The organism is Streptomyces cavernae, from assembly GCF_004023625.1.
Taxonomy (GTDB): Bacteria; Actinomycetota; Actinomycetes; order Streptomycetales; family Streptomycetaceae; genus Streptomyces; species Streptomyces cavernae.
This window is the reverse complement of sequence record NZ_RPDJ01000001.1, coordinates 125,771-152,153: the sequence shown is the minus strand read 5'-3', so window position 1 is coordinate 152,153 and position 26,383 is coordinate 125,771. Positions and strand designations below refer to the sequence as shown.

26 protein-coding genes and 1 pseudogene are annotated in these 26,383 nt (G+C 69.5%); 18 read left to right on the top strand and 9 right to left on the bottom strand.

What is annotated here, in order from left to right:
* The first annotated feature begins 58 nt into the window (after positions 1-58).
* Positions 59-859: a GntR family transcriptional regulator gene (locus EF387_RS10630; protein WP_128376269.1), complete on the top strand. Its 801-nt coding sequence runs from the start codon at positions 59-61 to the stop codon at positions 857-859.
* Between the two features lie 126 nt (positions 860-985).
* Here the strand turns inward: EF387_RS10630 and cpt are convergent, their stop codons facing one another.
* A complete protein-coding gene (gene cpt, locus EF387_RS10625; RefSeq protein ID WP_155589757.1) occupies positions 986-1,507 on the bottom strand; it encodes a chloramphenicol phosphotransferase CPT in 522 nt (173 codons plus the stop codon).
* Positions 1,508-1,631: 124 nt separating this feature from the next.
* Here cpt and EF387_RS10620 point away from each other — a divergent pair, with 124 nt between their 5' ends.
* Positions 1,632-2,171 (top strand): DinB family protein, encoded by a 540-nt coding sequence (locus tag EF387_RS10620; RefSeq protein ID WP_128376267.1) that lies wholly within the window; start codon positions 1,632-1,634, stop codon positions 2,169-2,171.
* Positions 2,172-2,201: 30 nt separating this feature from the next.
* Here EF387_RS10620 and EF387_RS10615 read toward each other — a convergent pair whose 3' ends face one another.
* A complete protein-coding gene (locus EF387_RS10615; RefSeq protein WP_128376266.1) occupies positions 2,202-3,356 on the bottom strand; it encodes a Gfo/Idh/MocA family protein in 1,155 nt (384 codons plus the stop codon).
* A gap of 133 nt (positions 3,357-3,489) precedes the next feature.
* Here EF387_RS10615 and EF387_RS10610 point away from each other — a divergent pair, with 133 nt between their 5' ends.
* The 9 genes and pseudogenes from EF387_RS10610 to EF387_RS10565 all read left to right on the top strand — a co-directional run bounded on the left by EF387_RS10610 (position 3,490) and on the right by EF387_RS10565 (position 12,211).
* Positions 3,490-4,503: a LacI family DNA-binding transcriptional regulator gene (locus EF387_RS10610; protein WP_128376265.1), complete on the top strand. Its 1,014-nt coding sequence runs from the start codon at positions 3,490-3,492 to the stop codon at positions 4,501-4,503.
* A 449-nt stretch (positions 4,504-4,952) separates the two neighbouring features.
* Entirely contained in the window at positions 4,953-6,356 is a 1,404-nt protein-coding gene (gene sthA / locus EF387_RS10605; protein WP_128376264.1) for a Si-specific NAD(P)(+) transhydrogenase, read from the top strand.
* Positions 6,357-6,441: 85 nt separating this feature from the next.
* Positions 6,442-7,062 carry an L-threonylcarbamoyladenylate synthase gene (locus EF387_RS10600; protein ID WP_128376263.1) on the top strand — a complete coding sequence of 207 codons (621 nt, stop codon included), beginning with the start codon at positions 6,442-6,444 and terminating at the stop codon, positions 7,060-7,062.
* 123 nt (positions 7,063-7,185) lie between these two features.
* Complete coding sequence (locus EF387_RS10595; protein ID WP_128376262.1) at positions 7,186-7,980, top strand: MerR family transcriptional regulator; 795 nt, start codon at positions 7,186-7,188, stop codon at positions 7,978-7,980.
* Positions 7,977-8,744: pseudogene (locus EF387_RS10590) on the top strand (glycosyltransferase family protein); the annotation flags it as partial. The gene EF387_RS10595 and the pseudogene EF387_RS10590, both read left to right, overlap by 4 nt.
* A 263-nt stretch (positions 8,745-9,007) precedes the next feature.
* A complete protein-coding gene (locus tag EF387_RS10585) occupies positions 9,008-9,559 on the top strand; it encodes a YciI family protein (RefSeq protein ID WP_128376261.1) in 552 nt (183 codons plus the stop codon).
* 72 nt (positions 9,560-9,631) lie between these two features.
* Positions 9,632-10,483 (top strand): phosphotransferase enzyme family protein, encoded by an 852-nt coding sequence (locus EF387_RS10580; RefSeq protein WP_128376260.1) that lies wholly within the window; start codon positions 9,632-9,634, stop codon positions 10,481-10,483.
* A 680-nt stretch (positions 10,484-11,163) separates the two neighbouring features.
* Positions 11,164-11,637 (top strand): nuclear transport factor 2 family protein, encoded by a 474-nt coding sequence (locus EF387_RS10570; RefSeq protein ID WP_128376258.1) that lies wholly within the window; start codon positions 11,164-11,166, stop codon positions 11,635-11,637.
* Between the two features lie 25 nt (positions 11,638-11,662).
* Positions 11,663-12,211, top strand: coding sequence for a TetR/AcrR family transcriptional regulator (locus tag EF387_RS10565; RefSeq protein ID WP_128376257.1), 549 nt, complete (start codon positions 11,663-11,665; stop codon positions 12,209-12,211).
* On the opposite strand, the gene EF387_RS46635 is transcribed toward EF387_RS10565, so the two are convergent.
* Entirely contained in the window at positions 12,198-12,374 is a 177-nt protein-coding gene (locus tag EF387_RS46635; protein WP_155589751.1) for a hypothetical protein, read from the bottom strand. The two genes, EF387_RS10565 and EF387_RS46635, sit on opposite strands and share 14 nt — an antisense overlap.
* A 55-nt stretch (positions 12,375-12,429) precedes the next feature.
* On the opposite strand from EF387_RS46635, the gene EF387_RS10560 reads away from it, so the two are divergent.
* Complete coding sequence (locus tag EF387_RS10560) at positions 12,430-12,783, top strand: hypothetical protein (RefSeq protein ID WP_128376256.1); 354 nt, start codon at positions 12,430-12,432, stop codon at positions 12,781-12,783.
* Between the two features lie 594 nt (positions 12,784-13,377).
* Here EF387_RS10560 and EF387_RS49710 read toward each other — a convergent pair.
* From EF387_RS49710 to EF387_RS10540, 3 genes are all read right to left on the bottom strand, one after another.
* Positions 13,378-13,818, bottom strand: a complete 441-nt coding sequence (locus tag EF387_RS49710; protein ID WP_338058102.1) for a hypothetical protein — start codon at positions 13,816-13,818, stop codon at positions 13,378-13,380.
* 260 nt (positions 13,819-14,078) lie between these two features.
* Entirely contained in the window at positions 14,079-14,999 is a 921-nt protein-coding gene (locus EF387_RS10550) for a transglutaminase-like domain-containing protein (RefSeq protein ID WP_128376255.1), read from the bottom strand.
* A 557-nt stretch (positions 15,000-15,556) separates the two neighbouring features.
* On the bottom strand, positions 15,557-16,117 hold the full coding sequence (locus EF387_RS10540; protein ID WP_238431433.1) for a DUF6262 family protein: 561 nt from the start codon (positions 16,115-16,117) through the stop codon (positions 15,557-15,559).
* A 478-nt stretch (positions 16,118-16,595) separates the two neighbouring features.
* Between EF387_RS10540 and EF387_RS10535 the strand changes: the two genes are divergently transcribed.
* A complete protein-coding gene (locus tag EF387_RS10535) occupies positions 16,596-16,754 on the top strand; it encodes a hypothetical protein (protein ID WP_274388931.1) in 159 nt (52 codons plus the stop codon).
* Positions 16,755-16,770: 16 nt separating this feature from the next.
* Here the strand turns inward: EF387_RS10535 and EF387_RS10530 are convergent, their stop codons facing one another.
* Positions 16,771-17,625: an NAD-dependent epimerase/dehydratase family protein gene (locus EF387_RS10530; RefSeq protein ID WP_128376253.1), complete on the bottom strand. Its 855-nt coding sequence runs from the start codon at positions 17,623-17,625 to the stop codon at positions 16,771-16,773.
* Positions 17,626-17,761: 136 nt separating this feature from the next.
* On the opposite strand from EF387_RS10530, the gene EF387_RS10525 reads away from it, so the two are divergent.
* From EF387_RS10525 to EF387_RS10515, 3 genes are all read left to right on the top strand, one after another.
* A complete protein-coding gene (locus EF387_RS10525; RefSeq protein WP_128376252.1) occupies positions 17,762-18,610 on the top strand; it encodes a helix-turn-helix transcriptional regulator in 849 nt (282 codons plus the stop codon).
* Positions 18,611-19,171: 561 nt separating this feature from the next.
* Positions 19,172-19,669 carry a DUF6233 domain-containing protein gene (locus EF387_RS10520; protein ID WP_128376251.1) on the top strand — a complete coding sequence of 166 codons (498 nt, stop codon included), beginning with the start codon at positions 19,172-19,174 and terminating at the stop codon, positions 19,667-19,669.
* 27 nt (positions 19,670-19,696) lie between these two features.
* Positions 19,697-20,212, top strand: coding sequence for a GNAT family N-acetyltransferase (locus EF387_RS10515; protein WP_128376250.1), 516 nt, complete (start codon positions 19,697-19,699; stop codon positions 20,210-20,212).
* Between the two features lie 404 nt (positions 20,213-20,616).
* Here the strand turns inward: EF387_RS10515 and bla are convergent, their stop codons facing one another.
* Complete coding sequence (bla, locus tag EF387_RS10510; protein ID WP_128376249.1) at positions 20,617-21,540, bottom strand: class A beta-lactamase; 924 nt, start codon at positions 21,538-21,540, stop codon at positions 20,617-20,619.
* Between the two features lie 304 nt (positions 21,541-21,844).
* Between bla and EF387_RS10505 the strand changes: the two genes are divergently transcribed.
* The gene (locus EF387_RS10505; RefSeq protein WP_128376248.1) at positions 21,845-23,365 is read left to right on the top strand and encodes a family 43 glycosylhydrolase; all 1,521 of its coding nucleotides are present in this window, start codon (positions 21,845-21,847) and stop codon (positions 23,363-23,365) included.
* A gap of 44 nt (positions 23,366-23,409) precedes the next feature.
* A complete protein-coding gene (locus EF387_RS10500) occupies positions 23,410-24,855 on the top strand; it encodes a family 43 glycosylhydrolase (protein WP_128376247.1) in 1,446 nt (481 codons plus the stop codon).
* Between the two features lie 64 nt (positions 24,856-24,919).
* Here the strand turns inward: EF387_RS10500 and EF387_RS10495 are convergent, their stop codons facing one another.
* Positions 24,920-26,383, bottom strand: a complete 1,464-nt coding sequence (locus EF387_RS10495; RefSeq protein ID WP_128376246.1) for an FG-GAP repeat domain-containing protein — start codon at positions 26,381-26,383, stop codon at positions 24,920-24,922.

The window sequence follows — 26,383 nt, the reverse complement described above, 5'->3', positions numbered from 1 at the left end:
CGGAGTCCCGCACGGACTCCGCACCGGCCGCGTTTCCGATCATTGTCAGGACAATGTGATGACACGGGTTCCTGTCAACCGGACGACCGGCTACTCTCGCCCCGTGACCACCACCGCGCCCACGGGCCTCGACTTCACTCTCGACCGCAGCAGCCCGGTCCCGCTCTACTACCAGCTCGCGCAGCAGCTGGAGGCGGCGATCGAGCACGGCGTGCTGAGCCCCGGTAGCCTGCTGGGCAACGAGATCGAGCTCGCCGGGCGGCTCGGCCTGTCCCGCCCCACGGTGCGCCAGGCCATCCAGTCCCTCGTCGACAAGGGCCTGCTGGTCCGCCGCCGCGGCGTGGGCACGCAGGTGGTCCACAGCCAGGTCAAGAGACCCCTGGAACTCAGCAGCCTGTACGACGACCTGGAGGCCGCGGGCCAGAGCCCCACCACCCTGGTGCTGCGCAACGCGGTCCGGCCCGCGCCCGCCGAGGTCGCGGCAGCGCTGGGGATCGCCGAGGGGCACCCGGTGCACCACATCGAGCGGCTGCGCCTCACCCACGACCAGCCCATGGCGTTCCTGTCCAACCACGTCCCGGAAGGCCTGCTGGACCTCGACACGGAGCAGCTGGAGTCGACCGGTCTGTACCGGATGATGCGCGGTGCGGGCATCACGCTGCACAGCGCCCGTCAGTCCATCAGCGCCCGTCTCGCCACTCCCGATGAGGCCGAGCGCCTCGGCGAACCGGAGGGCGCGGCGCTGCTCACCATGCAGCGCACGGCGTACGACGACACGGGCCGCGCGGTCGAATACGGCACGCACATCTACCGCGCCTCACGCTACGCCTTCGACTTCCAACTCCTCGTACGGCCCTGAGGATTGACCGTCACTCCGTCTCACCGCCGCACGTCGCACCGCGCTGCGTCGCACCGTCGCACCGCGCACCGTCGCACCGTCGCACCGTCGCACCGATGAGTCGAGCGTCGGCCGCACCGACACCGCTCACCCGACGCGGGCGGCGATGTCCCGCGCGCACCGCAGGGCCTCGGTGTGGGTCGTGTCCACCTCGAGGTCGTAGTCCACTCCCACGTGCACCTTCTCCGCCTGTGCGGCGGCCATCCCGGTGACGCGGTCGCCCCGCGCGACCTCCCGGCCGGCGGCGACCTCGCTCGCACACCGGACGCCGACCCACAGCACCCGCAGCCCGCGGAGCGCCTCCCGCCACCGCCGCTGGGACGCCGCACCGCCGAGGAAGACCTCGTCGACGATCACCCGCGCACCGGCCCGGGCCATCGCGGCGACTCCGGCGATCCACGCCGCCTCCAGCTCCCGGAACCGCGGCCCGACGCTCACCTCGCCGTCGGCGGCGAACTCGATCCCCGTGTCCGAGGCCCGCATGGCCGCGGGCATGGCGTCGACAAGCGTGTCGGTCCCGATGGTCAGCCAGGGGTCCGGCAGGACCGCCTGCAGACACCGGGCGATCCCGGACTTCCCGGAGCTGGAGCCGCCGTTGAGAATGATCACTCGAGTCGTCACCACGTCACAGCAGGGACAGCCCGAGGCAGCGCACACGGAGTTTTCCACGGCCCCCGTCCGCCCGCGTAAAACCGGCTGAATGTCCACGGTCACATCATTAGACTCACCACCCATGCCCGACATCGACGAGCACGGCCGCCCGGAGCCACCCCCGGCCGCCGACGAGACAGCCACACTTCTCGGTTTCCTGGACTACCAGCGGGCGACGTTGGCCTGGAAGTGCGCAGGGCTGGACGCGGACGGCCTGCGGGCCACCGTCGGCGTGTCGTCCATGACGCTCGGCGGCATGCTCAAGCACCTGGCCTACGTCGAGGACTCGTGGCTCTCCGAGGTCCTGCACGGGCGCGCGGCTCAGCCGCCGTGGAACACCGTGGACTGGAAGGCGGATCCCGACTGGGACTGGCACTCGGCCGCCGCGGACACCCCCGACCAACTGCACACGATGTGGCGGGAGGCAGTGGCCCGCTCACGCTCCCTCGTCGAGGAGGCCCTCGCCACCGGCGGGCTCGAGCAACCTGCCCGGCGTGCCAGGGCCAACGGCTGGACGCCGAGCCTGCGCTGGATCCTGTGCCACCTCATCGAGGAGTACGCGCGGCACAACGGCCATGCCGACCTGATCCGCGAGTCGGTGGACGGGCTCACCGGCGAGTAGCCGGCGAACGCGTCCCGGGCACCTGGCAGCTCATGCCAGGGGCACCCAGGTACCCTGCTCGACGGAGCGCGTCATGGCGTCCAGGGCGGCGGCGCTGTGCACGGCGTCGTCCAACGTGGCGCCGTAAGCGGTGTTCTCGGCGATGGAGCGCAGGAACAGGTACGCCTCGATGACCTTCAGGTCGTCGTAGCCCATGCTGTTGGCCGAGCCCGGCTGGAAGGCGGCGTACTCGCCGTGTCCGGGGCCGACGTACACCGTGCTCACGGCCTGGTCCTGGTAGGCCGTGCCGCGGCTGACGGCGAGTTCGCCCATGCGCCGGAAGTCCCAGAAGACCGCGCCCTGGGTGCCGTGCACCTCGAAGCCGTAGTTGTTCTGCTCGCCCACCGAGACCCGGCAGGCCTCCAGGACGCCCCGGGCGCCGGAGGTGAAGCGCAGCAGGCAGTTGACGTAGTCCTCGTTCTCCACCGGGCCGAGTTCACCGCCGGTGGCCCGGGTGTGGCCGGCGGTGGCGCCGGTGGGACGGGCCCGCTCGGGGATGAAGACGGCCGTGTCGGCGGTGAGCGAGGCGATGTCGCCGAGCAGGAAGCGCGCCAGGTCCACGCCGTGCGAGGCGAGATCGCCCAGCACGCCGCTGCCGCCGCGCTCGCGCTCGTACCGCCATGTCAGGGCGCCTTCGGGGTGGGCGGCGTAGTCGCTGAACAGCCGGATGCGGACATGGGTGACGGTGCCGATCCCGCCGGAGGCGATCAGCTCGCGGGCGTGTGCCACAGCCGGGGCGTTGCGGTAGTTGAAGCCGACGGCGCCCTGGACGCCGGCCTTGGCGACGGCGTCGGCGACCGCGCGGGCGTCGGCGGCGGTCAGGCCGACGGGCTTCTCGATCCAGATGTGCTTGCCCGCCTCCGCCATCGCGACACCGATCTCGCGGTGCAGGAAGTTCGGCGCGGCGATGCTCACGGCCTGCACGCGGGGATCGGCGGCGATCTCCCGCCAGTCATGGACCGCGGCGGTGAAGCCGTACTGCCCGGCGGCCTCCTCGGCGCGGCCCGGCACCTCGTCGGCAACGCAGACCAGTTCCGTGCGCACCGGCAGCTGCGGGAAATGGTGCGGCACACGGGCGTAGGCCTGGGCGTGCACCCGCCCCATCCAGCCGAACCCCACGACGGCGACGCCGAGCGTACTCACCATGACTGCCCTTCTTTGGACCGGTCCATTCCCTGCTGCCTCACAGTGAAGCCCACCTAGCCCCATGTCAACCCCGCAGCTGACCCGACGAATCCCCCTTTGACAGCGCCCGCCCGCTTGTGGAACGGTCCACTGCATGAGGTCACCGACGATCCGAGACGTCGCCGAACGGGCCGGCGTGTCGAAATCGCTGGTCTCGCTGGTGCTGCGCGGCTCCCCGCAGGTCAGCCCCGAGAAGCGGCGGGCGGTGCTGGCCGCCGTCGAGGAGCTCGGCTACCGGCCCAACGCCGCCGCGCGCAGCCTCAGCGAGCGACGCAGCCGGACGGTCGGGGTACTGCTGAACGACATGCGCAACCCGTGGTTCGTGGAGCTGCTCGACGGCCTCAACTCCCGGCTGCACGAGGGCGGTATGCGGATGCTGCTGGCCGACGGTCATCTCAACCGGCGTCTCGGCGACGACCTCACCCGTACCTTCATGGACCTGCGGGTCGACGGCCTCGTGGCCGTCGGCACGCTGCCGCCGTCGGAGGCGCTGCGCACGGCGGCCGGTCTGGTCCCCACCGTCGTCGCCGGCGCCCGCGAGCCCTCGCTGCCCGGCGTGGACATCGTCTCGGGCGACGACGAGCACGGCGCCCGCCTCGCCACCGAACACCTCATCGCCCTCGGCCACCGGCGCATCGCCCATATCGCCGGGCAGGGGGTGGTCGGCGCACTGCGGCGGCGCAGCTTCGAGACGGTCATGCGCGAGCACGGGCTGGCCGGGACGGCGATCGTGGCGCAGGGAGACCTGACCGAGGAGGGCGGTTACCGGGCCACCGTCCGACTGCTCAGCAGCGGCCAACGGCCCACCGCCGTCTTCGCGTTCAACGACATAGCGTGCGTCGGTGCCCTGTCGGCCGCCGAGGAGCTCGGCCTGCGCGTGCCGCGCGACCTGTCCCTCGTCGGCTACGACAACACCTATCTCTCACGGCTGCGGCATCTGTGGCTGACCACGGTGGACAACGCCAGCCACGAGGTCGGCCGCCGTGCCGCGGGGCGCCTGCTCGACCGGATCGCCGGCCCGGCCCGGCCCGGCGAGGTCGTCCTCACCACACCGGCCCTCGAGGTACGCGGAACGACAGCGCCTCCCGCGGACGGGCGCGAAGCCTGACGGCAGCCTGCCGAACCAGCCGTAACAGGCTCTGCTGCGTGGGGAGTTCAGCAGGGCGGAGCAGCCCTGGAGGCGCTCGACGAACTCCCGGGCCCGCTCCGCCGCGACCACGTCGCGCTGCAGCATGGCCTCCAGCGGCAGGCCGTGGTTGCGGGCGGCCAGCGGTCCCCACCGCGCTCCGGTCCTCCTCCCCTGCTTCGCCGGTGTGTCGTTCACGGCAGGAACCGGTAGAGGCCCGTGTTGCCCGGCGTCCGTCGGCAAAAGGCCGTTCCCATAGGCCGTTCCCATAGGCCGTTCCCATAGGCCGTTCCCATAGGCCGGGGCCCCGCGGGCACGGCCGATGCCCGCACTCTGCGCCCGGCGGACGCGCCGTCAATCGCGCGGCGGCGGGACAACGCCTGCTGGTTCACCCTTTCGAAGCAGGGGGTTGGGCTGTCAGACTGCGGAGGGTGCCCGACTTCGACATGCTCGTCATCGGATCCGGTCCGGGTGGCCAGAAGGCCGCCATCGCCGCGGCCAAGCTCGGCCGCCGGGTAGCCGTCGTCGACCGCCCCGACATGGTCGGCGGGGTCTCCATCCACACCGGCACCATTCCCTCCAAGACCCTGCGCGAGGCGGTGCTGTACCTCACCGGTCTCACCCAGCGCGATCTGTACGGCCAGAGTTACCGCCTCAAGGAGGACATCACCGTCGCCGACCTGACCGCGCGCACCCAGCACGTGGTCGGCCGCGAGGTCGACGTCATCCGCAGTCAGCTCTCACGCAACCACGTCTCCCTCTTCGCCGGCGTCGGCCGCTTCGTCGACGATCACACCATCGCCCTCGGCGAAGTGAACGGCAACGAGCGGCTGTTGAGCGCCGAGCACATCATCATCGCCACCGGCACCCGGCCCGCCCGGCCCGCGAGCGTCGAGTTCGACGGCCGGACGATCATGGACTCGGACAACGTGCTCAGCCTGGAGCGGGTGCCGCGTTCGATGGTCATCGTCGGGGCCGGGGTGATCGGGATGGAGTACGCGTCCATGTTCGCCGCACTCGGCAGCAAGGTGACGGTGGTCGAGCAGCGCCCCGGCATGCTCGACTTCTGCGACGTCGAGGTGATCGAGTCGCTCAAGTACCACCTGCGGGACCTGGCCGTCACCTTCCGCTTCGGGGAGACCGTCGCCGCGGTCGAACGTCATCCGCGGGGCACCCTCACCGTCCTGGAGAGCGGCAAGAAGATCCCCGCGGACGCGGTGATGTACTCAGCGGGCCGGCAGGGGCTCACCGACGACCTCGACCTCGACAAGGCGGGCCTGTCCGCCGACCGCCGCGGGCGGATCAAGGTCGACGAGTACTACCGCACGGAGGTGCCGCACATCTACGCCGTCGGCGACGTCATCGGCTTCCCTGCCCTGGCCGCGACCTCGATGGAGCAGGGCCGTACGGCGGCCTACCACGCCTGCGGCGAGCCGGTGAACCGGACGCACGGTCTCCAGCCGATCGGCATCTACACCATCCCGGAGATCAGCTTCATCGGGCGGACCGAGGACCAGCTCACGGAGGACTCCGTGCCGTACGAGGTAGGCATCTCCCGCTACCGCGAGCTGGCCCGGGGGCAGATCATCGGCGACTCGCACGGCATGCTCAAGCTGCTGGTCTCCCCGGAGGACCGCAAGCTGCTGGGGGTGCACTGCTTCGGCACCGGCGCCACCGAGCTGATCCACATCGGGCAGTCCGTGATGGGCTGCGGCGGCACGGTCGACTACCTGGTGGACGCGGTGTTCAACTATCCGACCCTGGCGGAGTCGTACAAGGTGGCGGCCCTGGACGCCACGAACAAGATCCGGCAGATCGACCGGCTCCGGGGGTGACCGGGGGGTGAGCGCGGGGGGGTGACCGTCACCCCGAGGGACACCGGATGCGGCGGTGACGCTGATCAAGGCATAGGCTCGGGGAATGGCCAGGTACTTCGACGTTCACCCCGACAACCCGCAGCAGCGCACCATCGGTCAGGTCGCCGACAGTATCCGCTCGGGTGCACTCGTCGTGTACCCGACGGATTCCTGTTTCGCACTGGGCTGCCAGCTCGGCAGCCGTGACGGCATCGACCGGATCCGTACGATCCGCCGCCTCGACGACCGTCACCATTTCACGCTGGTGTGCCGGGACTTCGCACAGCTGGGTCAGTTCGTGCGCATCGACAACGATGTGTTCCGCGCCATCAAGGCCTCCACGCCCGGCAGTTACACCTTCATCCTGCCCGCCACGAAGGAGGTGCCGCGCAAACTGCTCCATCCGAAGAAGAAGACGGTGGGCGTGCGCATCCCCGACCACGTGGTCGCCCAGGCCCTGCTCGCCGAACTCGGTGAGCCGCTGCTGTCCAGCACGCTGCTCCTGCCCGACGAGGAGGAGCCGATGACCCAGGGCTGGGAGATCAAGGAACGGCTCGACCACTCGGTGGACGCCGTGATCGACTCCGGCGACTGCGGCACCGAGCCGACGACGGTGATCGACTTCTCCAGTGGCGAGGCGGAGGTCGTGCGCAAGGGAGCGGGCGACGCGTCACGCTTCGAGTGACGCATCACGCTTCGAATGACGCCCCACGCTTCGAGTTGACGCCTCACATTTCGAGTGACCACCAACAAGCCCTGCCCGGAGGCTGTTTGACCCTGCCGCCACGTCAGGGTGCAGCCTGGACCCATGCCCTACTCGATCGGACAGGTGTCCGCCCTCGCCGGCGTCACGGTGCGCACCCTGCACCACTACGACCGGACCGGACTGCTCTCACCCGGCGGCCGCAGCGCGGGCGGCTACCGGCTCTACGACCACGCGGACCTCGCCCGGCTGCAGCAGATCCTCTTCTACCGAGCACTCGGCTTCCCCCTCGATGAGATAGCGGCGATCCTCGCCGACCCGCAGGCGAACGCCCTGGATCATCTGCGGGCCCGGCACCGGCTGCTGACGGAGGAGGTCAAGAAACTGCAGCGGCTGGTGGCGGTCGCGGAACGCGCGATGGAAGTACAGGCCACCGGGGTCGAGTTGACGCCCGAAGAGAGGGACGAGGTGTTCGGTGAGGTCACCTTCGATCTGAGCTACGCCACCGAGGCCGATCTGAAGTGGCGGAACAGCGCGAGTTACCAGGAGTCGATGGCGCGTGCCGCCGAGCACACCAAAGAGGACTGGACGCTGCTGATGGCCCAGGCCGCGAAGTGGCGGGAACGGCTCCTCAGCGCCTACGACAGCGGTGAACCCGCGCACGGCAGGCCGGCGATGGACCTGGCGGAGGAGCACCGGGCGCACATCACACGGTGGTTCACGCCGTGCCCGCCGGCGATGCACGTCCGCCTCCTCGACGACGCCCTGACCGACCCGCGGGCATTCGCGATCATCGTGCCGCCGCCCGAGCAACGCCCGGGTCTGGTCGAGTTCCTGCACACGGCGGTGCACGCCAACGCCCAGCGACAGCGGACCGACAGCGGGCGGGAGGCGTCGTGAAGGTCCTGATCGCGGTGGCCGGTTCCTACGGAGACGTGGCCCCGTACACCGGGCTCGGCGCCCGGCTGCTCGCCGCCGGACACGACGTGGTGTGCGCGGTCGACGACTCCTTCGCACCGCTCGTGCACGCCGCCGGACTCAAATCGCGTTCCCTGCCCGCCGATCCACGGAACGGCGGCTCGTCCCGGGACGGGCGGCCGACGCTGCGCACGGCCTCCGATTTCGTCGCGCGGTTGGGCTCGGGACTTGCCGACGCGGTGGACCCCGACACCGAGTTGCTGCTGCTGTCGGCGACCACGGCCCCGCTGGGACACCACGTGGCGGAGTCACTGGGTGTGCCGTCACTCGGCGTCTTCCTGCAACCCACCCATCCCACAAGGGAGTTCCCGCCGCCGGTGGGTGGGGCACGCTCGCTGGGGCGATGGGGCAACCTCGCCGCCGGACGGCTCGGGCAACGGGTGGTCGACCGGCTCTACGCGGACGCGGCGCGGGCCCTGCGTGCCCGGCTGGGTTTACCTCCGGCGAGCACACGAAGTGTCCGGCGGCGGCAGGAGGCAGCAGGCCGGCCCGTACTGCACGGGTTCAGCGAGGTGCTCGTGCGCCGGCCCCGCGACTGGCGGCCGGGCCTCCAAGTAGTCGGCAACTGGTGGCCGTACGTGGCACCGGACGCGCAACTGCCGTGGCATCTGGCGGACTTCCTGGCCGCCGGACCGCCACCCGTCTTCGTCGGCTTCGGGAGCATGGGCGCCGGACCCGCCGGAAGGGAAGTGACCGCCGAGGCCCGGTAGCGGGCGGCCACGGTCCGAACCGTGGACCCACAGCTCGTTCCGTCATCTCAGCACCGCCTCGCCGCGTTGCCAAAAGGTCCTAGTAGCTCCGCTACGAGGACCTTCCGGCGCCTTGCGATGCACGGCACCAGACCACGCGACCTGATCGGACGCTCATAGTGAAAGGACCCCTCAGGGCGTGCGGTCGTCGGCGCCAAATCCCGTTGAGATGTCGTCGTACCTGGGAAAGGGTCGGTGGCATGGAGTTCTTCTGCTACCACCGCGACCGGCCCGGCTCCCTCGATGTGCGCAAGGAACTGCAGGAGGAGCACTGGTCCTACATGGACCGGTACGCGGCGAAGATGATCGCTCGCGGCCCCACCTTCGCCGAGGACGGCGAAACGCCCACCGGCAGCGTGCACATCGTCGACCTGCCGGATCCCGCTGCCGCCCGCGCGTTCGTCTTCGACGAGCCCAGCTACCAGGCCGGCGCCTACCGGGACGTGCTGTTGCGCAGGTGGCGCAACCTGCTGGGGCGCACGATGTGGGATTTCCCCGGCGGCCGGACCGGTGGCAACCGGTACCTGGTGCTCGGCCTCGGCTCGGGCGAAGCCGCCGACCTCGTCGTGCCGCCCGACCGGGACGAGCTCATCGCGTACGGGCCGCTGCTGTCCGACGACGGCGCCACCTGGCTGGGTACGGCGGTGCTGCTCAGGGCGCCGGACCCGGACACGGCACGCGCAGTCCTGACCCCGGGCCGGTACGCCGACATCGAGGTCCACGACTGGGAGTTCGGCGGGCGGCCGTCATGAGCCTCATGTCATTGGTGAGCGGCACCGCTTGGAGAGTTGTGGCAGCGCTCAAGGGAGAGGAGCCGGACAACGATGCAGGCGTCTGAGGTCCGGCGTGCGGTGGCCGCGGCCATGGCGACCGCCTCATCACTCGACCTGCCAGTCGACGACGCGACCGTTCTTCATGACTCGAACAAGCTCACTCTGCGTCTGCTGCCTTGTGACGTCCTGGCCCGGGTGGCACCTGTGGCGCATCAGGTCGCACAGTTCGAAGTCGGGCTTGCTCAGCGGCTCGCCGAATCCGGATGCCCTGTGGCTGCTCTCGACCCCCGAGTGGAGCCACGCGTCCATGAGCGTGATGGCTTTGTGATCACGCTCTGGACCTACTACGAACCCGTGACACCGCAAGAGGTCTCACCAGCCGACTACGCCGATGCGCTCGAGCGGCTGCATGCCGGCATGCGCAAGCTCGATGTCCCGACGCCGCAGTTCACGGATCGAGTCGAGCGGGCCCAACAACTCGTGGCGAACCGCGACCGCACTCCGGCGCTCGCCGACGCGGACCGGGAGCTGCTCGGCGACACGCTACGAAGCCTGGGACGAGTGATCGGCGAGCGCGGCGGCACCGGGCAACTGCTGCACGGTGAGCCACACCCGGGCAACGTGCTCACCACGAAGAACGGGCTGCTGTTCATAGACTTCGAGACGTGCTGCCGTGGGCCCGTCGAATTCGACCTCGCCCACGCGCCCGAAGAAGTCAGCGCGCACTATCCGGGCGTCAACCAAGACTTGCTGCGCGAGTGCCGGATCCTCGTGCTGGCGATGATCACAGCATGGCGCTGGGATAGAGACGACCAACTCCCGAACGGGCGCCGGCTGGGCATGGAGTGGCTCGGCCGGATCCGAGCAGCCCTCGATCAAGACGGCGTGGACACCCAAGGCTGATCGCGGGCCTCCGAGGTGGTGGCCCGGTGCCGAGCACCGCGGGACGATGCGCGGCCGTACTCGGCGGTCGGTCGGGGTTCTGTTTCCGATGTTCGACATCGGACGCGGGACGCCGACACCTGAGATCGGCGTCTGCCGTCGCGCTTCGGTGGCCGGGGGTGTCCAGCGGCGCGGGCCCGCTCACCGAGCTCCGCCACCGTCTCGGCCAGGGTCTCGGGGCCGCGGGAGTGCGGTTGGCCACTCTCAGCGTCACAGTTGGCCGGAGAACAGCGATCGATTCGGGTAGCTGATGGGGGTTTTGGCGAAGTCGACCGCGATACCGGGTCGAGCGTCCTTGCTGGGTCGAGCGGCCGTGGACGAGGACCGACAGGTGGCCCGTGACCTTGCACCTGCCAGGTCAGGAGGCTGCCAGGGCCGGGGAGTTGGCCCCACTGGGCAGCCGCTCGCGTCATCGGTTCCCCGGACGACCGTGGGGGGTTGGGAAACTTTCGCTGTCTTCTTCGCCGAAGCGTGACGGGCGCCGATGCCACCGGGCCGCCGCCCGCCGCCGCAGGGGCGTTTCCCGGACGCCATCCTGTACGTGAACCGGACCGGGATCCCCTGGTGTTACCTCTGCTCGCCCACCCGCAACGGCTCGCGGCGTGGTAGGTTATAGGTCGACCACTAACGTAGGAGGGAAGATGACAGCCAAGGAAGACGACGCCGCCCGCCGCGCCGCTGCCCAGCACGCCCTGGCCGAGCACCTGCGCCTCACCGCCGCAGGACGCGTCGAGGAATGGGTGGAGCTGTTCGCCCCGGACGCGGTGCTCGAGTTCCCGTACGCGCCGGCCGGCGTGCCCCAGCGGGTAACGGGGCGAGACGCACTGGTCGCGCACATGAGCAACTTTCCCGAGACCTTCGACGTCGAGTTCGTCGACCTGGTGTTTCACGACACGGTCGACCCGAGTCTGGTGATCGCCGAATTCCGCTCGAAGGGCACGGCGCTGCCGACCGGCAAGCCGTACGAGCAGACGTGCATCTCCGTCGTCCGCACCGATGACGACGCGCGCATCACCCACTACCTGGACTACTGGAACCCGCTGGTGGCGATCGAGGCGCTCACACCCGACGACGTGCCGTCCGACCCCGACCTCAGCGTGACTTTTGGAAGCTGAACGGAGCCGTGTTTAACTGACGCCCATGCCCGCCCCCGGCACCAGCACGAAGAGCGACGAACGACGTCGGGCCATCATGGCCGCCGCGGTCGAATGCTTCGCGCGAAAAGGTTTCTACGGTACGACGACGCACGAGATCGCAGAGTGGGTCGGTATCTCTCAGCCGTATCTGTACCGCCTGTACCCGAACAAGGAAGCACTGTTCGCGGCGGCGGTCGACCACGTGTCCGTCGTCATGAACGAAAACTTGGTCGCGCACTCACCGGCCTCGGGTGGGGCAGGGCCGACGCCCGAGGCGGCGTTGGCTGCCGCACGCGGCGCCTACGCCGCGCTCGTCGCGGACCGGAACATCCTGCGTTTCCTCATGCACGCGAACTGTGCGGCCGGCGAGCCGCTGGTGGCACAGGCCGTGCGCCGGTGCTACGCCAAGCAGGTCGACACCGTCCGGCAACTGCTGGGCGACGACGACGCCGTGCGGCGCTGGTTCGGCGCCGGCATGCTCGACAACGTGGCCGCCGTGCTGGGCCTGGCCGACATCGACGAGCCGTGGGCGCACGTCCTCACCGCTCGATGACCCGACACCGGCAGTTCGGCGACGACGGTCCCGAGCCTTCCTCGTAGCTCAGCTCGGCCAGCGGGTTCAGGACCCGCTCGGCGACCACGAGCTCCTCCCGCTCACCCGCTCGTCCCAACCCATCCCCGCCCTCGCGCAGGGGCGGCCCCTCGGCCTGTATCACTCTTGCTCCGGAGGCTGAACTGTGGCTGACTGGTCGCGGCGCCGAGGGGGAGTGGATGGGCAACTGGGCCGTGGTCGCGCAGTACTACAGCGACATGTACAGGACCGAGTTCATCTGCCGTGGGCTGGAAACGAAGGACCAGGCGCTGAAGGCACTCCGTACAGCCATCCACACGTATGTACCGAGCAAACATATCGTCGAGAAGCGGCGTCACGTGTACCGCTTCGCCGACCAGGAGACATACCTGGTGGTGATCAAAGGCAAGCTGTCGGAGTGGGAGTGCACCCTGCGCATCGCGGAGCTGGTCGCGGACTCGACCGATCCGGCCGTGGCCAAGCCGGCGCAGATGGACGACGGCGCGGCAGAGGTGACTGACGGGCCGCAGGACCGGATCCCGCCCGGCTACTGAGCGGCGGACCGATCTCCGCTCAAGCCAGTCGCCCCGCAGAAAACCGTTGCCTGCGGCGCTCAAGCAGCCAACTCAAGCACTCAGCGGCCAGATCAGCCGCTCAGCCACAGCCCAAATGGCGCAGGACTCAAGTGGCCAACCATCGCTGTGCATGGCCAACCAACGCTGAGCATCACACCCCGTGTGACCTTCAGCGATAGTTGGCCAGAGACGGTGACAAAACCCCTGATGGCCGGCCTGTACTCAAGGACAGTTGGCCATTTCTCTCAAAGATAGTTGGCTACTGCGGCTTCGACGTCATCACAGAGGTGCGTGGAGGCGTGCTTCTTGGGGTGGAGCAACGTGCGAGACCTGCGGCTTCGACGCGCGTGAGCTGAGTGGCCTGGGCGAATGCCGTGAGGCGTTCGCCCAGGCCCAGGAGGAGCCGGCCCGAGGTGTAGGAGTCTTTGGACGTCCGAAGGCCGGTTCGTGCGAACAGCACGGTGGGCGAGAGGTCCAGGCGGTGGGCCAGCCTCAGGGTGAGCCCGGGCAGTCCTTCCCCGGGCAGCGGAGCCAGGCTCGCGGCAGCGGTTCAGGAAGTCGTGACAGGGCTGGTCACCGGTCCGCGGCGGCGGGGCCGCCGTCGTCAAGGACGGTGTTCCGGGCGGCTTTGGGTGGTGTCCTCGGGGTGGAGGATCCGGGGATGGATGGGATCTCCCCGGCCTGCGGGTCGCGGTCGGGATCGTCGAGACTGAGGATGATCTCGTCGAGCAGGTCCTCGTCGAGGGTCTCCTTGCCGCTGTCCATCGCCTCTTGGCAGCCGGCGGGCTGAGCGCCCTCCACTCGGCGAGGGTCAGCTTCGGCGCGGGCGCCCTTGTGCGTGCCGCCCCGGGCCGAGGGCACGTGGAAACGCGGGTCGTCCAGGACGACGGCGTGATACCAAAGTCCGCCGATCTTCACGCCGCGCCGGGGATGGACCTTGACGTAGTGGGCCTTGAGCAGGCGGTAGTAGAGCTCCGGCCTGGGGATCTGCAGGGCGAAACCGCCCTGCTGCATCGCCGCGGTCCTCGCCCGGCCCCCAGGCCGGGGCGTACTCGCCCAGGATCCGGTTCTGCCAGACGGCTTTACCGACCGAGGAAACCCGTAAGCCGACTCTGACCTGCGACGATCCATAGACTACATGTCCGCGACGGCGGGCCGGGTTGGTTGCTGCAGCTCGTCCGGGTGGTCTCAGGGGGTGTACTCCGCAGGCTCTGGCCTGTCTGCGCGGAGCGCCTCGTTGTCGTGGTGCGAGTGCCGATCACCCGGCCGGGCGGTCACCGTAGGGTGACTTCGCTCGGGCCATTGAACGGCGCCCAGGAAAGCACGGTCCTTGGTGTCCGCAGCCCGTCATTCTGCGTGAAGAGCTTCCGTGCCGCACCGAAGGGGACGTCGTCGCAGGCCGCCAGTGAGGTCCGGTCGTAGAGTTCACGGATCGCGTCCGTCATCTTCTCGTCGCTGTCCGGTCCCGTGCCCCATATGTCCCACAGCAGCGTCTCAACTTTGTTCAGCGCCGCGAGGTCGAGCCGAATGTTGCCTGCCACGAACCACTCCCCGAACAACGGCCCCTCCTGCGGTGGGTGGAGTCCGAAGGTCTTCGGGTCCGCCCCGCCCGCTCGGATGGCTTGCCACGCCTTGCCCGCGACCAGAAAGCGGTCGCGCGGCACGTCCATCGGGTCGAAATCGATCCTGAATGTGTCGATGACCATCGGGTCGGCCAATTGCGGATCGGCGAGCAGCCAGCCCCGCTCGTTGTCCCAGTACTCGGTCACCACGTGGTCGCCGTGGAACCCGTCCGAGCCGAAGTAGTCGGCGAAGCCGGACCGCAGGCGCGCGGGAATGCCCGCGTGGCGCATGAACGAGCAGTGCAGCAGCGCGAAGTCGCGGCAGACGCCGACGAAGCGGTCATCGACATCACGCCGCTGCGTCAGCGGGGCGTCGTTCCGCTCGATGATGATCCGCAAGATGTCGTCGAGGTAGCGCGTCTCGGCATCGTTGTGCAGGCGGTCCTGCGCGATGGCATAGCAGAACTGTTCGCCTTCCAGGCGGTGGATCATCAGATCGCGGGCAACGCAGGCGAGTTGAGCCGGATCATCGGGTAGGTTGGCATAAAGCGGGGCAAGGCTGCCAGGGTCAGAGAAGGCGCTCTGCGCGGCATAGAAGGCGGCAGCATCCGGTGCGAGGCGGGCGGATGGCATGGCTGGACCCCCAGAAGGCATCGGCCGCATGTTCGATTCCCGGGCCGGTGAACCTCACCGTGTCAAAATTCCCCCGCAATTGTCCAGACCACTGAACTGACAACTGAAACCCGGGACCCACAGCCTCCATCAGGGCGATTCCGCCTCATTGTTCGGCATGCCCTATCGACACTCTCATCGAACGGCACGTCCACCGAGACATTGGACGCGCCGTGAGGTGGTCAGCAGAGCTGGATCACATCACGATCCGGGGTCGACGACCTGGGCTTCGAGGTCGGCGATGCGTTGGTCTTGGAAGCGGAGGTTGGAGCGGGCGACTTTGAGTCGCTCGTCGAGGGTGCGGTTGTCGGCGGTGAGCTCGCGGACGCGCTGCTTAGGGCTTGCCGGGATACAACTTGCGTGCTCCGGGTCTTGACACTGCAGCTCAGGACAGATGCTCGCCGACGATTTATTTCCCGGCAAACCCTTAGGGGTCCTTTCACTATGAGCGTCCGATCAGGTCGCGTGGTCTGGTGCCGTGCATCGCAAGGCGCCGGAAGGTCCTCGTAGCGGAGCTACTAGGACCTTTTGGCAACGCGGCGATGGGGGTGCCCCTGCTCGAGCGCAGCCGAGAGCTGGGGGGAGCGGTGCCAGACCACGCAACCCGGGCGGGCATAGTGAAAGGACCCCTCAAGGGTGGTGTTCTCGGTGGTGATCCGTTGGATGGCTTCCTCAGCCCATTCGGCCTGCAAGTCCCGGATCTGCCCGAGGAGTTCCCCGATGCGGGTGCGCTGGGTGAGGATCTCGGCTTGGGCGACCTTGAGACCTTCCTCAGCGTTCAGGGCGCGTTCGCGCCAGGTCGCTTCGCGCTCGTCAACCTGCTCGGCGGGCAGGCGGGACCGGAGGTCGCTGGCCTCGGCCATCGCGGAGACGATGGCGGCTCTGGCCTCGGGGTTGTCGTAGAGGAAGGTGCGGGAGACTTCCGCGCGGCGGGCGACGGCGGCGACGTTGACCTGGGCCTTCTCGCGTCGGAGCCGGGTGATGGCCTGGTGAACCGGTTCCAGGGCTGTCTCAGTCTTGCGGCGGCGGGCGGCTAGGGCCGCTGCGGTGCGGGGCTCGGAAACGGTGGCGGGATTCATGCAACTTCCTGTTCGGGATCGTTGCCGTCGGCCGTGCACGTTTCGCTGTACTCGTCCTGCTCTGCTGCCCGCGTCGGCGAGGTCGGCGGTCCGGAAGGCGGTGGACCACACGCGGTGGAAGTAGTCCAAGGCCGGGTACCAGCAGCAGATCACCTACCAGCCCGCCGGTAACTTCTGGGCCCTGCAATGGGCCGAAACCGGGATCTACCTCGGCCTCACCGCGGGCCTAGCCGTCTTCTGCACCTGGTGGATCCGCCGTCGACTGACCTGCCCAGAAGACGGTCGGGCAGCCCGAAGCAGGGCTTGAATTTGCCGAGGGGCAGCCAACACCGGCTGCCCCTCGGCAGTCTTCAACGCTCAACTGTGCCGAAGCACGATAGGTGTCACCACCGGCATCCGCCGAACTGCGGCTTCAGTCGGGCGAAGCACAGTGGTTGTCACCGATACGGCGCGTTACGCGTCACCAGCAGACCCCGGCGTGATCAACGTGGTGAACGCGCTGCCGCAGGTCGTGGCGCCCGCCCTTGCCGCGCCGACCGTGACGTACCTGGGCGGCTACCGGGTGCTGTACCTGGTGGTGGCCGTGATCGGCGTGGCGGAGGCGGTGCTGGTGAGGCGGATCACAGGGGTGGACTGACCCGGCGCAGTGACCGTCACAGGGCTCCGGCGTCCCGGGCCGTCCAGACGCTCGGGTAGATCGGCCGGAAGCCGAGCTCCCGGCGGATCCGCTGGTTGGACATGATCCCGAACCACGGGTCGGGGTCCGTGAGCTCGTGGAGCCCAGCGGGCACCTCGACGCCGTTGAGCTGGTACAGCTCGACCGTCGTGACGGGGGCGTCATCGGCGATGTTGTAGATCCGGCCGGCGATGCCCGGCGCGTACAACAGACGCATCAGGCCCTGGGCGACGTCCGCGTGGTGGGCCATCTGCAGGCGCTGGTGCGGCGCCCAACGGGCGGCCCAGTGCAAGGAGTTGGCGAGGTGCGGGTCGCCCTCGCCGTAGACGAAGGGGAGCCGCCCGATGCGTACGTCCAGGCCCTTGAGCGCGAGCAGTTCGCGCTCGGCCTCGGCCTTGGACTCGGGGTAGGCGCCCCACATCTCGCCGCCCGGCCGGCTCTCGTCCGCCTCGGTCAGCGGGCGGCCCCGTCCGACGCCGTACACATTGCTCGTGCTGACCTGCACGAACCGCTCCACGCCGGAGGCCTGCGCGGCGCGGCCCAGGGCCACCGCGGCGTCCCGGTTGACGGCCCACGCCTCCTCGTCCGGCACCCCGCGGAAGGAGGCGGCGACGTTCACGACGGCGTCCACGCCGGCGAGCGCCTTGCCGAGTGTCTCCTCATCGCGCATATCTCCTACGGCGACCTGGGCGCCCAGCTCCTCGAAGCGCTCGCCGCGGGCCGCGTCCCGCACCAGGACTCGCACCTGCTCGCCCGGCTGCCGCTGGACCAGCAGCCTCGGCACGAAGCGGCGTCCGATCTGTCCCGTCGTACCGGTCACCAAGGTCAGCATGATGTGCTCCTCACGCACTGTGTCGCCTGTCGTCGGTGACCAGCCTCAGTGGATGCGGGAACGACCGGGAGAGACCTCTTCATCAGGGGATCGAGAGTCCCTGGATAAGCCGGCCGGCGTCCTACACCCTGGAGAGGTGAACCGAGCCGAACTCGCCGACTTCCTGCGCCGCGCTCGCGCCCGCCTGGACCCCTCCGACGTGGGTCTCACGGCCGGAGCCCGCCGCCGTACGCCGGGGCTGCGCCGCGAGGAGGTGGCCCAGCTGGCCGGCATGTCCGTGGACTACTACACGCGGCTGGAACAGTCCCGGGGCCCGCGCCCGTCCCGCCAGATGCTCACCGCGCTGGCCCGCGCCCTGCGCCTGACGGAGGACGAACGCGACCACCTCTTCCACCTGACCGGTGAAGAGCCGCCGCGCCGGGAGGCGACCAGCACGCACGTGCGCCCGGGCCTGCTCCTGGTGCTGGACCGGCTGCACGACACCCCGGCGATGGTGGTGACCGACTGCGGCGAGGTCCTGGCCCAGAACGCGCTGTCGCGGGCGTTGAGCGGAGACGTCCTCGCCCGCCCGCCCCGAGGACGCAACATGATCCGCCGCTTCTTCCTGGACCCGGCGGCCCAGGAGCTGTTCCCGCTCGAGGACCGCCCGGAGCGCGCCCGCGAGCAGGTCGCCGGCCTGCGAGCGGTGGCCTCGGCCCGTCCCACGGACCCCGAACCCGCCGCCCTCGTCGCCGAACTACGCGCCGCGAGCGAGGAGTTCGCCCACCTCTGGGACGAACACGAGGTCGCCGTACGCCGCGCCGCCACAAAACGCTTCCGGCACCCTGCGATCGGCATCCTCGAACTCGACTGCGAGATCCTCGTCAACTCCGACCACAACCAGCAACTCGTCATCCACACGGCCCGCCCGGGCACGGAGTCGTACGAGCGCTTGCAGTTGCTGCGGGTGGTGGGCTTGCAGGACCTGACGCCGACGAGCTCCTGACCGCGTGCGCATTTCGAGTTCGCTCCCTGCCCATCGCACATCGCCCACGGTCCCGAACTCCCGCGCCACCTGGGGCCGACAGCGGCACAACGTCTGCCACAGGCACAGGCACAGGCACAGGCACAGGCACAGGCACAGGCAGACGACCACCCCTACTACCGAGCACTCAAGCCCCTGCCCGACGCCCACACCGAGCAGCTGGCCAAGGCGATCCACAACACACCGCTGCCCGCCAGTGACAACAAGCCTGCCTATGTGACAACTATCGTGCTTCGGCTCATCAACTGAAGCAGTCGATGTACAGGACAGTGGCCAAGTAGCTCTGCGAGTGGCCAACTATCGCTGCGAGTCACGCCCCGGCGCATCACCACCGCACCAGTAATCGAACATGTGATTGAATTTGGCCCATGAAGTACTCGTCCCCCGGTGACCCGGTCCCGGCCCGACCGGCGTGTGGCGCCACCGACCGGGCCGTGCGGGTGGCGTCGCGGGGGCCCGGGCCCGGGTGGCGCGGGGAGCGGGCGATGGCCGGCTCCGTCGCGCGCCGCGGCGGTGTTCGCCATGTCCGCCCTACCGCCTGACGCGCCGCGCCTCCGCGCGATCCTGGTGCACCTCGAGGAGCAGGTGGCCGAGAACGAGACCGTCGGCGTCTACCTGCGGCTCCAGCTGCGTGCCGTACGACAGGCCCTCGCAGAGGCCGAGGCCGGGGCGGAGGCGGGGGCCGGGGCGGAGGCGGGGGCCGGGCCAGGGACCGGGGCAAGGCCAGGGGCCAAGCCACGGGCCGGGGCAAAGTCAGGGAGTCCCCGGTCGGAGCCCCCCTCGGCGTCGTCCCGCCGCGCCTCCCACCGCAGCGAACGGTCGTCCCCGGGATACGTGGTGCAGCGCAAGCGCACCCCGCCGGGCAGGGAAGCCGTCTGCGTCCACACGGACGACTGCACGATGGCCGACGGCTCCACGCGCCCAGTCAGCGCCCAGGACGCGCGGGGAGCGATCAGCGACCCCGCTGTCGAGGCCTGTTCGTTCTGCCGGCCGGACACCGAGCTCGGGCTGCTCGAGTGAAGGACCATGGACTATCGTCGATCACCGATGAGAACGCACGCCGAGCCGGTGCGGGTCGTCCCTCTCACCGCCACCCACGCGGAGCAGGTCCTGGAGATCTACCGGTTGGGCATCGACGAGGGCAACGCCACCTTCGAGACCGAGCCGCCGACCTGGGAGGCCTTCGACAGGTCCAAGCTGCCCGGCCACCGCTTCGTGGCCGTGGACGGTACTGACGACCGGGTCCTGGGCTGGGTCGCGGCCACCCGGGTCTCCGACCGCTGCGCGTACGCAGGTGTGGTGGAGCATTCCGTGTACGTCCACCCCGACGCCCGAGGGCGCGGCGTGGCCCGGGTCCTCCTGGACGCGCTGATCGAGTCCACCGAGGCGGACGGGATATGGACGATCCAGTCCGGCATCTTCCCCGAGAACACCGCGAGCCTCGCACTGCACGAGCGCGCCGGTTTCCGCGCGATCGGCATCCGTGAACGCATCGGCCGCCACCACGGCCGGTGGCGCGATGTCGTACTGGTGGAACGACGCAGCCCGCGCGTCGGCGACTGAGGGGTCCTTTCACTATGAGCGTCCGATCAGGTCGCGTGGTCTGGTGCCGTGCATCGCAAGGCGCCGGAAGGTCCTCGTAGCGGAGCTACCAGGACCTTTTGGCAACGCGGCGATGGGGGTGCCCCCTGCTCGAGCGCAGCCGAGAGCTTGGGGGAGCGGTGCCAGACCACGCGACCCGGGCGGGCATAGTGAAAGGACCCCTGAGGCACGGCCAGAGGTCCCCAGGGACTGTCCGCCACCGACAGGCCGGCCCCCGACTGCCGCCCCGGCTCGCGACCGGCCACCCCGGCCCGCGACCTCGACCGGGCCTCGGGGCGGCCGCCCGCAGATCAGCGGCGGCAGTGGTGCCACCTCCGGCTCGACGAGCGGGGGCGGGGCCGGCGGAGAACGACCCTCCGGCCGTGTCAGCTCACAGCGGTCGCAATCAGCCCGGCCGCCTCGGCCAGCAGGGGCTCGTCGGCCGGTGCCTCGGCGTCGGCCTTGGTGGACAGGACGGCCAGCACGATCGGCGCCCGGTGCGGGGGCCAGGCAATGCCCACGTCGTGGGTCGAGCCGTAGTCGCCGGTGCCCGTCTTCTCGGCCAGCGTCCAGTCCGCCGGGAGGCCCGCGCGCAGGCGGTTGGCGCCGGTCGTGTTCGCCAACAGCCAACCCGTCAACTGTGCACGGTCCTTGGGTTCGAGCGCGTCGCCGAGGGTGAGCCGGGCGTAGGTCCGTGCGATGGCGAGGGGGCTGGTGGTGTCGGCCACGCGCCAGGGCTCGGCCGAGTTCAGGTCGGGCTCGTACCGGTCGAGCCGGGTCGTCGGGTCCCCGATCGAGCGGCAGAAGCGGGTGACCTCGGTCGGGCCGCCGAGTTCGCGCAGCAGGAGGTTCATGGCGGCGTTGTCGCTGTGGGTGATGGCGGCGGCGCAGAGTTCCGCGACGGTCATGCCGTCCGCGATGTGCTCGGGCGTGCCGGTGATCGGGGCATGGCCCGCGTTCTCGACGTCCGCGGCGGTGTACCGGATGCGGCGGGCGAGGAACTCCCCGTCGCGGTCGAGGTCCCTGAGGACGGCTCCGACCGCGACTGTCTTGGCGACGGAGCAGACCGGGAAGAGTTCTCCGGCGCGGTGCCGCACGGTGGCGCCGGTGGCGGTGTCCAGGGCGAAGACGCCCAGCCGTGCGGAGTGTTGCCGCTCCAGGGCCGCCCACTTCCGGGAGGTGTCCCCCCGTTGTTGACGCGGTGCCGCCGAGGCGTCCGTGGCGGTCACCGCCGCGGCCAGTGCGGCTCCCGCTCCCAGGGCCAGTAACGAGCGGCGGGAGGTGCGTAGTTCCGTGGTCCGCGAGACCATGTCTTCCCTTCTACTGCTTTGCACTGCACGGGCGTTGGCCCCTCTTCGTCAAGGTGGTCCACCACCAACCTAGTGCCGCGGACGGTGGACAACCCGCTGCGGGCAGCGCCGCCCCCCGCGAAGAAGCTCGCGCCCTACTTTCCGTCCGGCAACTACGGGATTGCTCACGGCAGTAGCGCGGACGCCGCCACTCGTGCGCCACCGATCCTTTACACAACAGAAAACCAAATCCACCTCGTCAGAACCATTGACCGGTTAGGGCCCCACCCTTACCTTCTGGTCGAAGTTCCGCACATTGTTCGAAATGCCGGACAACCTTGTCGGAAGGGACCCGCTCGTGTTCCGCACGCGCCACTGGTTCGTCCTGGGGTCAGCGTTGCTGGCCCTGCTCGCTTCACTTGTGAGCAGCCCGGCCTCCGTCGCGGCGGAGGGCCGGCCGTACACCAATCCCATCAAGGCGCAGAAGGGCGCCGATCCCTGGCTGGAGTTCTACAACGGCAACTACTACTTGATCACGACCTCGTTCACCAACACACTGACCATGCGCAAGTCCCCCACGCTCGCCGGACTCGCCACCGCGCCCAGCGTGCAGGTGTGGTCGGACACCACTGCCGGGCGCAACGCGAACATCTGGGCACCGGAGATCCACTTCCTGAACGGCAAGTGGTACCTCTACTACTCGGCCGCGCAGAGCGGAGCCGCCTGTTGCGACACCCAGCGCACCCATGTGCTGGAGAGTGCCGGCACCGACCCCATGGGTCCCTACACCTACAAGAACATCCTCACCGGCTCCAACCTGACGCCCGGCGGCTGGCTCATCGACGCCTCCGTACTCAAGCACGACAACAACCTGTACCTGGTGGGCAGCGGCTTCATCGGCGGCAGTACCCAGAGCCTGGTCATCGCGCCGCTGAGCAACCCGTACACGCTCGCGAGTTCCAACTTCACCATCATCTCCAGCCCGACACTGAGCTGGGAGACCTCCGGCAACCCGGTCAACGAGGGCCCCGAGCCGCTCTACCACGACGGCCGGACCTTCCTCTCCTTCTCCGCCAGCTTCTGCCAGACCCCGGACTACAAGCTGGGGCAGCTCGAACTGACCGGCGGCTATCCGCTGAACCCTGCCTCGTGGACGAAGAAGCAGACTCCGGTCTTCCAACGCAATGACGCCGCCGGTGTGTACGGGCCGGGCCACAACGGGTTCTTCACCTCGCCGGACGGTACGGAGAACTGGATCGTGTACCACGCCAACAACGCCTCCAACGGAGGCTGTGGTAACGGACGCACCACGCGGGCGCAGAAGTTCACCTGGAACGCGGACGGCACGCCCAACTTCGGCACCCCGGTCGCCACCGGTACCACGCTCGCCGGTCCCGCCGGGGAGACCGCGGCGACCCCGACCGCGTACACGCTGGTGAACCGCAACAGCGGCAAGTGCCTCGACGTCTCGGGCGGCAACACCGCGGACGGCACCAACATCTTCCAGTGGTCGTGCAACGGCGGCGCCAACCAGAAGTGGCGCATCGAGGACCAGGGCAACGACACCAACCGGCTGGTGAACGTGGCCACCGGGAAGGTGATGGACGTCGCGGACTGCTCGACTGCCGACGGCGCGGACATCCGTCAGTGGTCCTGGCTGAACAACAACTGCCAGAAGTACCGCCTGGTCTACACGGCCACCGGTGACCACGTGCGCATCGTGAACGAGTCCACCGGAAAGGTCGCGGACGTCGCCGACTGCGGTACGGCGAACGGCACCGACGTACGCCAGTGGACCTGGCTGAACAACAACTGCCAGCAGTGGCGCCTGCAGCCCACCACCTGATCCGACCGACCTGGCCGGACCTGATCCCGGGAGTACCCACACCCATGAGACGTCTCGTCGTCCGCGTACTGACGGCGGTGCTCGCCGCGCTGGCCCTGCTGACCACCGGCACACCCGCCCATGCCGCCGCCCCCGCCTCCCCCGCGGTGACCTTCACCAACCCGATCGCCGAACAGCGCGCGGATCCGCACATCTACAAACACACCGACGGCTACTACTACTTCACGGCCACCGTGCCCGCCTACGACAAGATCGTGATGCGCCGGGCCACCACGCTTCAGGGCCTCGCCACGGCAGCCGAGACCACCATCTGGACCAAGCACGCCAGCGGTGAGATGGGCGCCCACATCTGGGCGCCGGAGATCCACTTCATCGACGGCAAGTGGTACGTGTACTTCGCCGCGGGCTCGTCCAACGACATCTGGAAGATCCGCCCGTACGTCCTGGAGACCAGCGCCGCAAACCCGCTGACCGGCACCTGGACCGAGAAGGGCCGCATCGCACTGCCGCTGGACACCTTCTCCCTGGACGCCACGACCTTCGTCCACAACGGCACGCGCTACCTGAGCTGGGCGCAGAACGACCCGGCCGTCGGCAGCGGCACCAACCTCTACCTGGCTCCGATGTCCAACCCGTGGACCATCAGCGGCACCCCGGTGCGGATCTCCACCCCCACCTACTCCTGGGAGACCGTCGGCCACCGGGTCAACGAGGGCCCGGCCGTCATCCAGAAGAACGGCAAGGTCTTCATGGCCTTCTCCGCCAGTGCCACCGACGCCAACTACTGCCTCGGCCTGCTGACCGCCAACGCCACCGCCAACCTGATGGACCCGGCGTCCTGGACCAAGACGTCCCAGCCGGTCTTCAAGAGCAACGACGCGACCGGACAGTACGGTCCCGGCCACAACACCTTCACGGTCTCCGAGGACGGAAAGTCGGACATCCTCGTCTACCACGACCGCAACTACAAGGACATCAGCGGCGACCCGCTCAACGACCCCAACCGCCGCACCCGTTACCAGAAGCTGTACTGGAACGCCGACGGCACACCCAACTTCGGCATCCCGGTGGCCGACGGTCTCACCCCGGTCCGCTTCTCCTCGTACAACTACCCGAACCGTTTCATCCGTCACTGGGAGTACCGGGCGAAGCTCGAAGCGAACGTCGCCAACCTCGCCGACTCGCAGTTCCGGATCGTCCCGGGTCTGGCGGGCAGCGGCACGGTGTCCCTGGAGTCGGCGAACTTCCCCGGCTACTACCTGCGGCACAAGAACTACGAGCTGTGGGTGGAGAAGAACGACGGCACCACTCTCTTCAAGAACGACGCGACGTTCACCCGGCAGGCGGGCCTAGCCGACTCCGCGGCCGGCGTCTCCTTCGAGTCGTACAACTTCCCCGGCCGCTACGTCCGGCACTACAACAACCTGATGTACATCCAGCCGGTCAGCACGACCGTCGACCGTGAGGACGCGACCTTCTACGCGGAGTAGTCCGCACGGTCCTGACGGCTCCGGGCCCCGCCGCCTCCCGCGGCGGGGCCCTTCCTCGTCCGGCTCAGGATCCGCCCGGGGCGAATCCCGTGGTCCTGAAGGACGTCTTGTCCCGGGACGTCGCGCCGTCGGTGATCCACCAGTACGTGGGGTACTCGCCGTAGTAGCCGAACAAACTGCCCGGGGCCCAGTTGAGGATCAGTTCGTCCTTGCCGTCGCCGTCGAAGTCGGCGGCCCCCGCGGGCCGGGCGTGCCGCCATTTCGCGGGCGTCTTCTCGCCCTCCGTCCTGGCGGGCCCTTCACGCAGTACGGAGGTACGCCGCTCGCCGTCGATCAGCGTGGCGCCCTCGTAGGTGGCGACGAGGATGCCGTCGCGGCCGTCGCCGTCCGGGTCGGCGGCCGCGATACCACCGGGCCCGTAGTCGGTCCTGCGGCCGTCGGGGGCTTCGGGCAGCCGGTGGGTGACCGGTTGGCCGCCGTCGCCGGGATACACGGCGAGCGAGCCGTCCACTTCGGGGCCCTCCGTCTCGTAGCCGGGCTCGTCGTTGCGGCTGCCGCTGTCGCCGATGGCCAGGTCACGTCGTCCGTCGCCGTCGAAGTCGCCGAACGCGTGGGTGTTGCCGAGGCGGAGTTGTCTGCCGTTCGCGGACAGGCCCCGGCCGGTGGTGGCCTGGTACAGGGTGTTGCCGGACTGCTCTCCGTCGCTGATTTCGTGGAGCAGCAGGGAGGTGGCGCGGGGCTCGCCGGTGGGGTCGATGTCGTCCGCGACGAGGGTTCCGTCCGCCCACGGCAGGCTGGTGTCGGTGCGGGCGGGTGCACCGGCGCGGGTGAACGGTCCGTACAGCACCACGGTGGACGACTGGTTGGCGGCGAGCGCCGCGAGGTCGTGGTGGCCGTCCCCGTCGAAGTCGCCGCGTACCACGGACTCCACGCCCAGTTTGGCGGCGCTCTGTGGCAGCCGCACGGCGGTCGCCGTCTCACCGGTGGGCCCGCCGGGGCTGCCCCAGGCCACATACAGGGTGTTGCGTCGAGCGATGACCTGAGCGTCCTGCAGCTCCTGGCCCGTGGCGGTCGTCGTGGCGAAGTCCGGGTAGCCGTCGCCGTCGAGGTCGGCCGTGGTCACCGAGCCGGCGGGCAGGCCGTGGCTCTGGGCCGCCCCGTCCATCGGGTCGGGCAGGCCCAGGTCGCCGCGTGAGTGGACGGTGCGCGTCGCGGGATCGGGCCCCTTGGCGGACCCGTAGACGACGCCGAGTTGTTGCTCGATGCCACCGGGGTTGTCCGGTGTGGCGCCCATGGTGACGGGCACGACGAGGTCGCGGTACCCGTCGCCGTTGATGTCGTCGGGGTCCTTGGAACCCTTGCCGCGGGCCGGCGCCCGGCTCTCGGTGGGCGCGGCGGGCACCCCGGCTCCGGCCGTGGGTGCCCGCGAGGCGGACTCGCGGGCCTGCCCGTCGTCGCCGCATCCGGTGAGCCCGGTGAGCGCGACGCAGCTGACGGCGAGGGACGCGAGGGCGGTGCGTGACATCAT

Bases quoted from the DNA above. Each gene is read 5' to 3' on its own strand.
- EF387_RS10595 (WP_128376262.1), top strand. From the start codon at position 7,186: ATGCCCTACTCGATCGGACAGGTGTCCGCCCTCGCCGGCGTCACGGTG.
- EF387_RS49710 (WP_338058102.1), bottom strand. From the start codon at position 13,818: ATGCAGCAGGGCGGTTTCGCCCTGCAGATCCCCAGGCCGGAGCTCTAC.
- EF387_RS10495 (WP_128376246.1), bottom strand. From the start codon at position 26,383: ATGATGTCACGCACCGCCCTCGCGTCCCTCGCCGTCAGCTGCGTCGCG.
- EF387_RS10620 (WP_128376267.1), top strand. From the start codon at position 1,632: ATGCCCGACATCGACGAGCACGGCCGCCCGGAGCCACCCCCGGCCGCC.
- EF387_RS10610 (WP_128376265.1), top strand. From the start codon at position 3,490: ATGAGGTCACCGACGATCCGAGACGTCGCCGAACGGGCCGGCGTGTCG.
- EF387_RS10600 (WP_128376263.1), top strand. From the start codon at position 6,442: ATGGCCAGGTACTTCGACGTTCACCCCGACAACCCGCAGCAGCGCACC.
- EF387_RS10515 (WP_128376250.1), top strand. From the start codon at position 19,697: ATGAGAACGCACGCCGAGCCGGTGCGGGTCGTCCCTCTCACCGCCACC.
- EF387_RS10630 (WP_128376269.1), top strand. From the start codon at position 59: ATGACACGGGTTCCTGTCAACCGGACGACCGGCTACTCTCGCCCCGTG.
- EF387_RS10530 (WP_128376253.1), bottom strand. From the start codon at position 17,625: ATGCTGACCTTGGTGACCGGTACGACGGGACAGATCGGACGCCGCTTC.
- EF387_RS10570 (WP_128376258.1), top strand. From the start codon at position 11,164: ATGACAGCCAAGGAAGACGACGCCGCCCGCCGCGCCGCTGCCCAGCAC.
- EF387_RS10585 (WP_128376261.1), top strand. From the start codon at position 9,008: ATGGAGTTCTTCTGCTACCACCGCGACCGGCCCGGCTCCCTCGATGTG.
- EF387_RS10550 (WP_128376255.1), bottom strand. From the start codon at position 14,999: ATGCCATCCGCCCGCCTCGCACCGGATGCTGCCGCCTTCTATGCCGCG.
- EF387_RS10615 (WP_128376266.1), bottom strand. From the start codon at position 3,356: ATGGTGAGTACGCTCGGCGTCGCCGTCGTGGGGTTCGGCTGGATGGGG.
- EF387_RS10500 (WP_128376247.1), top strand. From the start codon at position 23,410: ATGAGACGTCTCGTCGTCCGCGTACTGACGGCGGTGCTCGCCGCGCTG.
- EF387_RS10540 (WP_238431433.1), bottom strand. From the start codon at position 16,117: ATGAATCCCGCCACCGTTTCCGAGCCCCGCACCGCAGCGGCCCTAGCC.
- EF387_RS10580 (WP_128376260.1), top strand. From the start codon at position 9,632: ATGCAGGCGTCTGAGGTCCGGCGTGCGGTGGCCGCGGCCATGGCGACC.
- bla (WP_128376249.1), bottom strand. From the start codon at position 21,540: ATGGTCTCGCGGACCACGGAACTACGCACCTCCCGCCGCTCGTTACTG.
- EF387_RS10565 (WP_128376257.1), top strand. From the start codon at position 11,663: ATGCCCGCCCCCGGCACCAGCACGAAGAGCGACGAACGACGTCGGGCC.
- EF387_RS10505 (WP_128376248.1), top strand. From the start codon at position 21,845: ATGCCGGACAACCTTGTCGGAAGGGACCCGCTCGTGTTCCGCACGCGC.
- EF387_RS10520 (WP_128376251.1), top strand. From the start codon at position 19,172: ATGTCCGCCCTACCGCCTGACGCGCCGCGCCTCCGCGCGATCCTGGTG.
- EF387_RS10560 (WP_128376256.1), top strand. From the start codon at position 12,430: ATGGGCAACTGGGCCGTGGTCGCGCAGTACTACAGCGACATGTACAGG.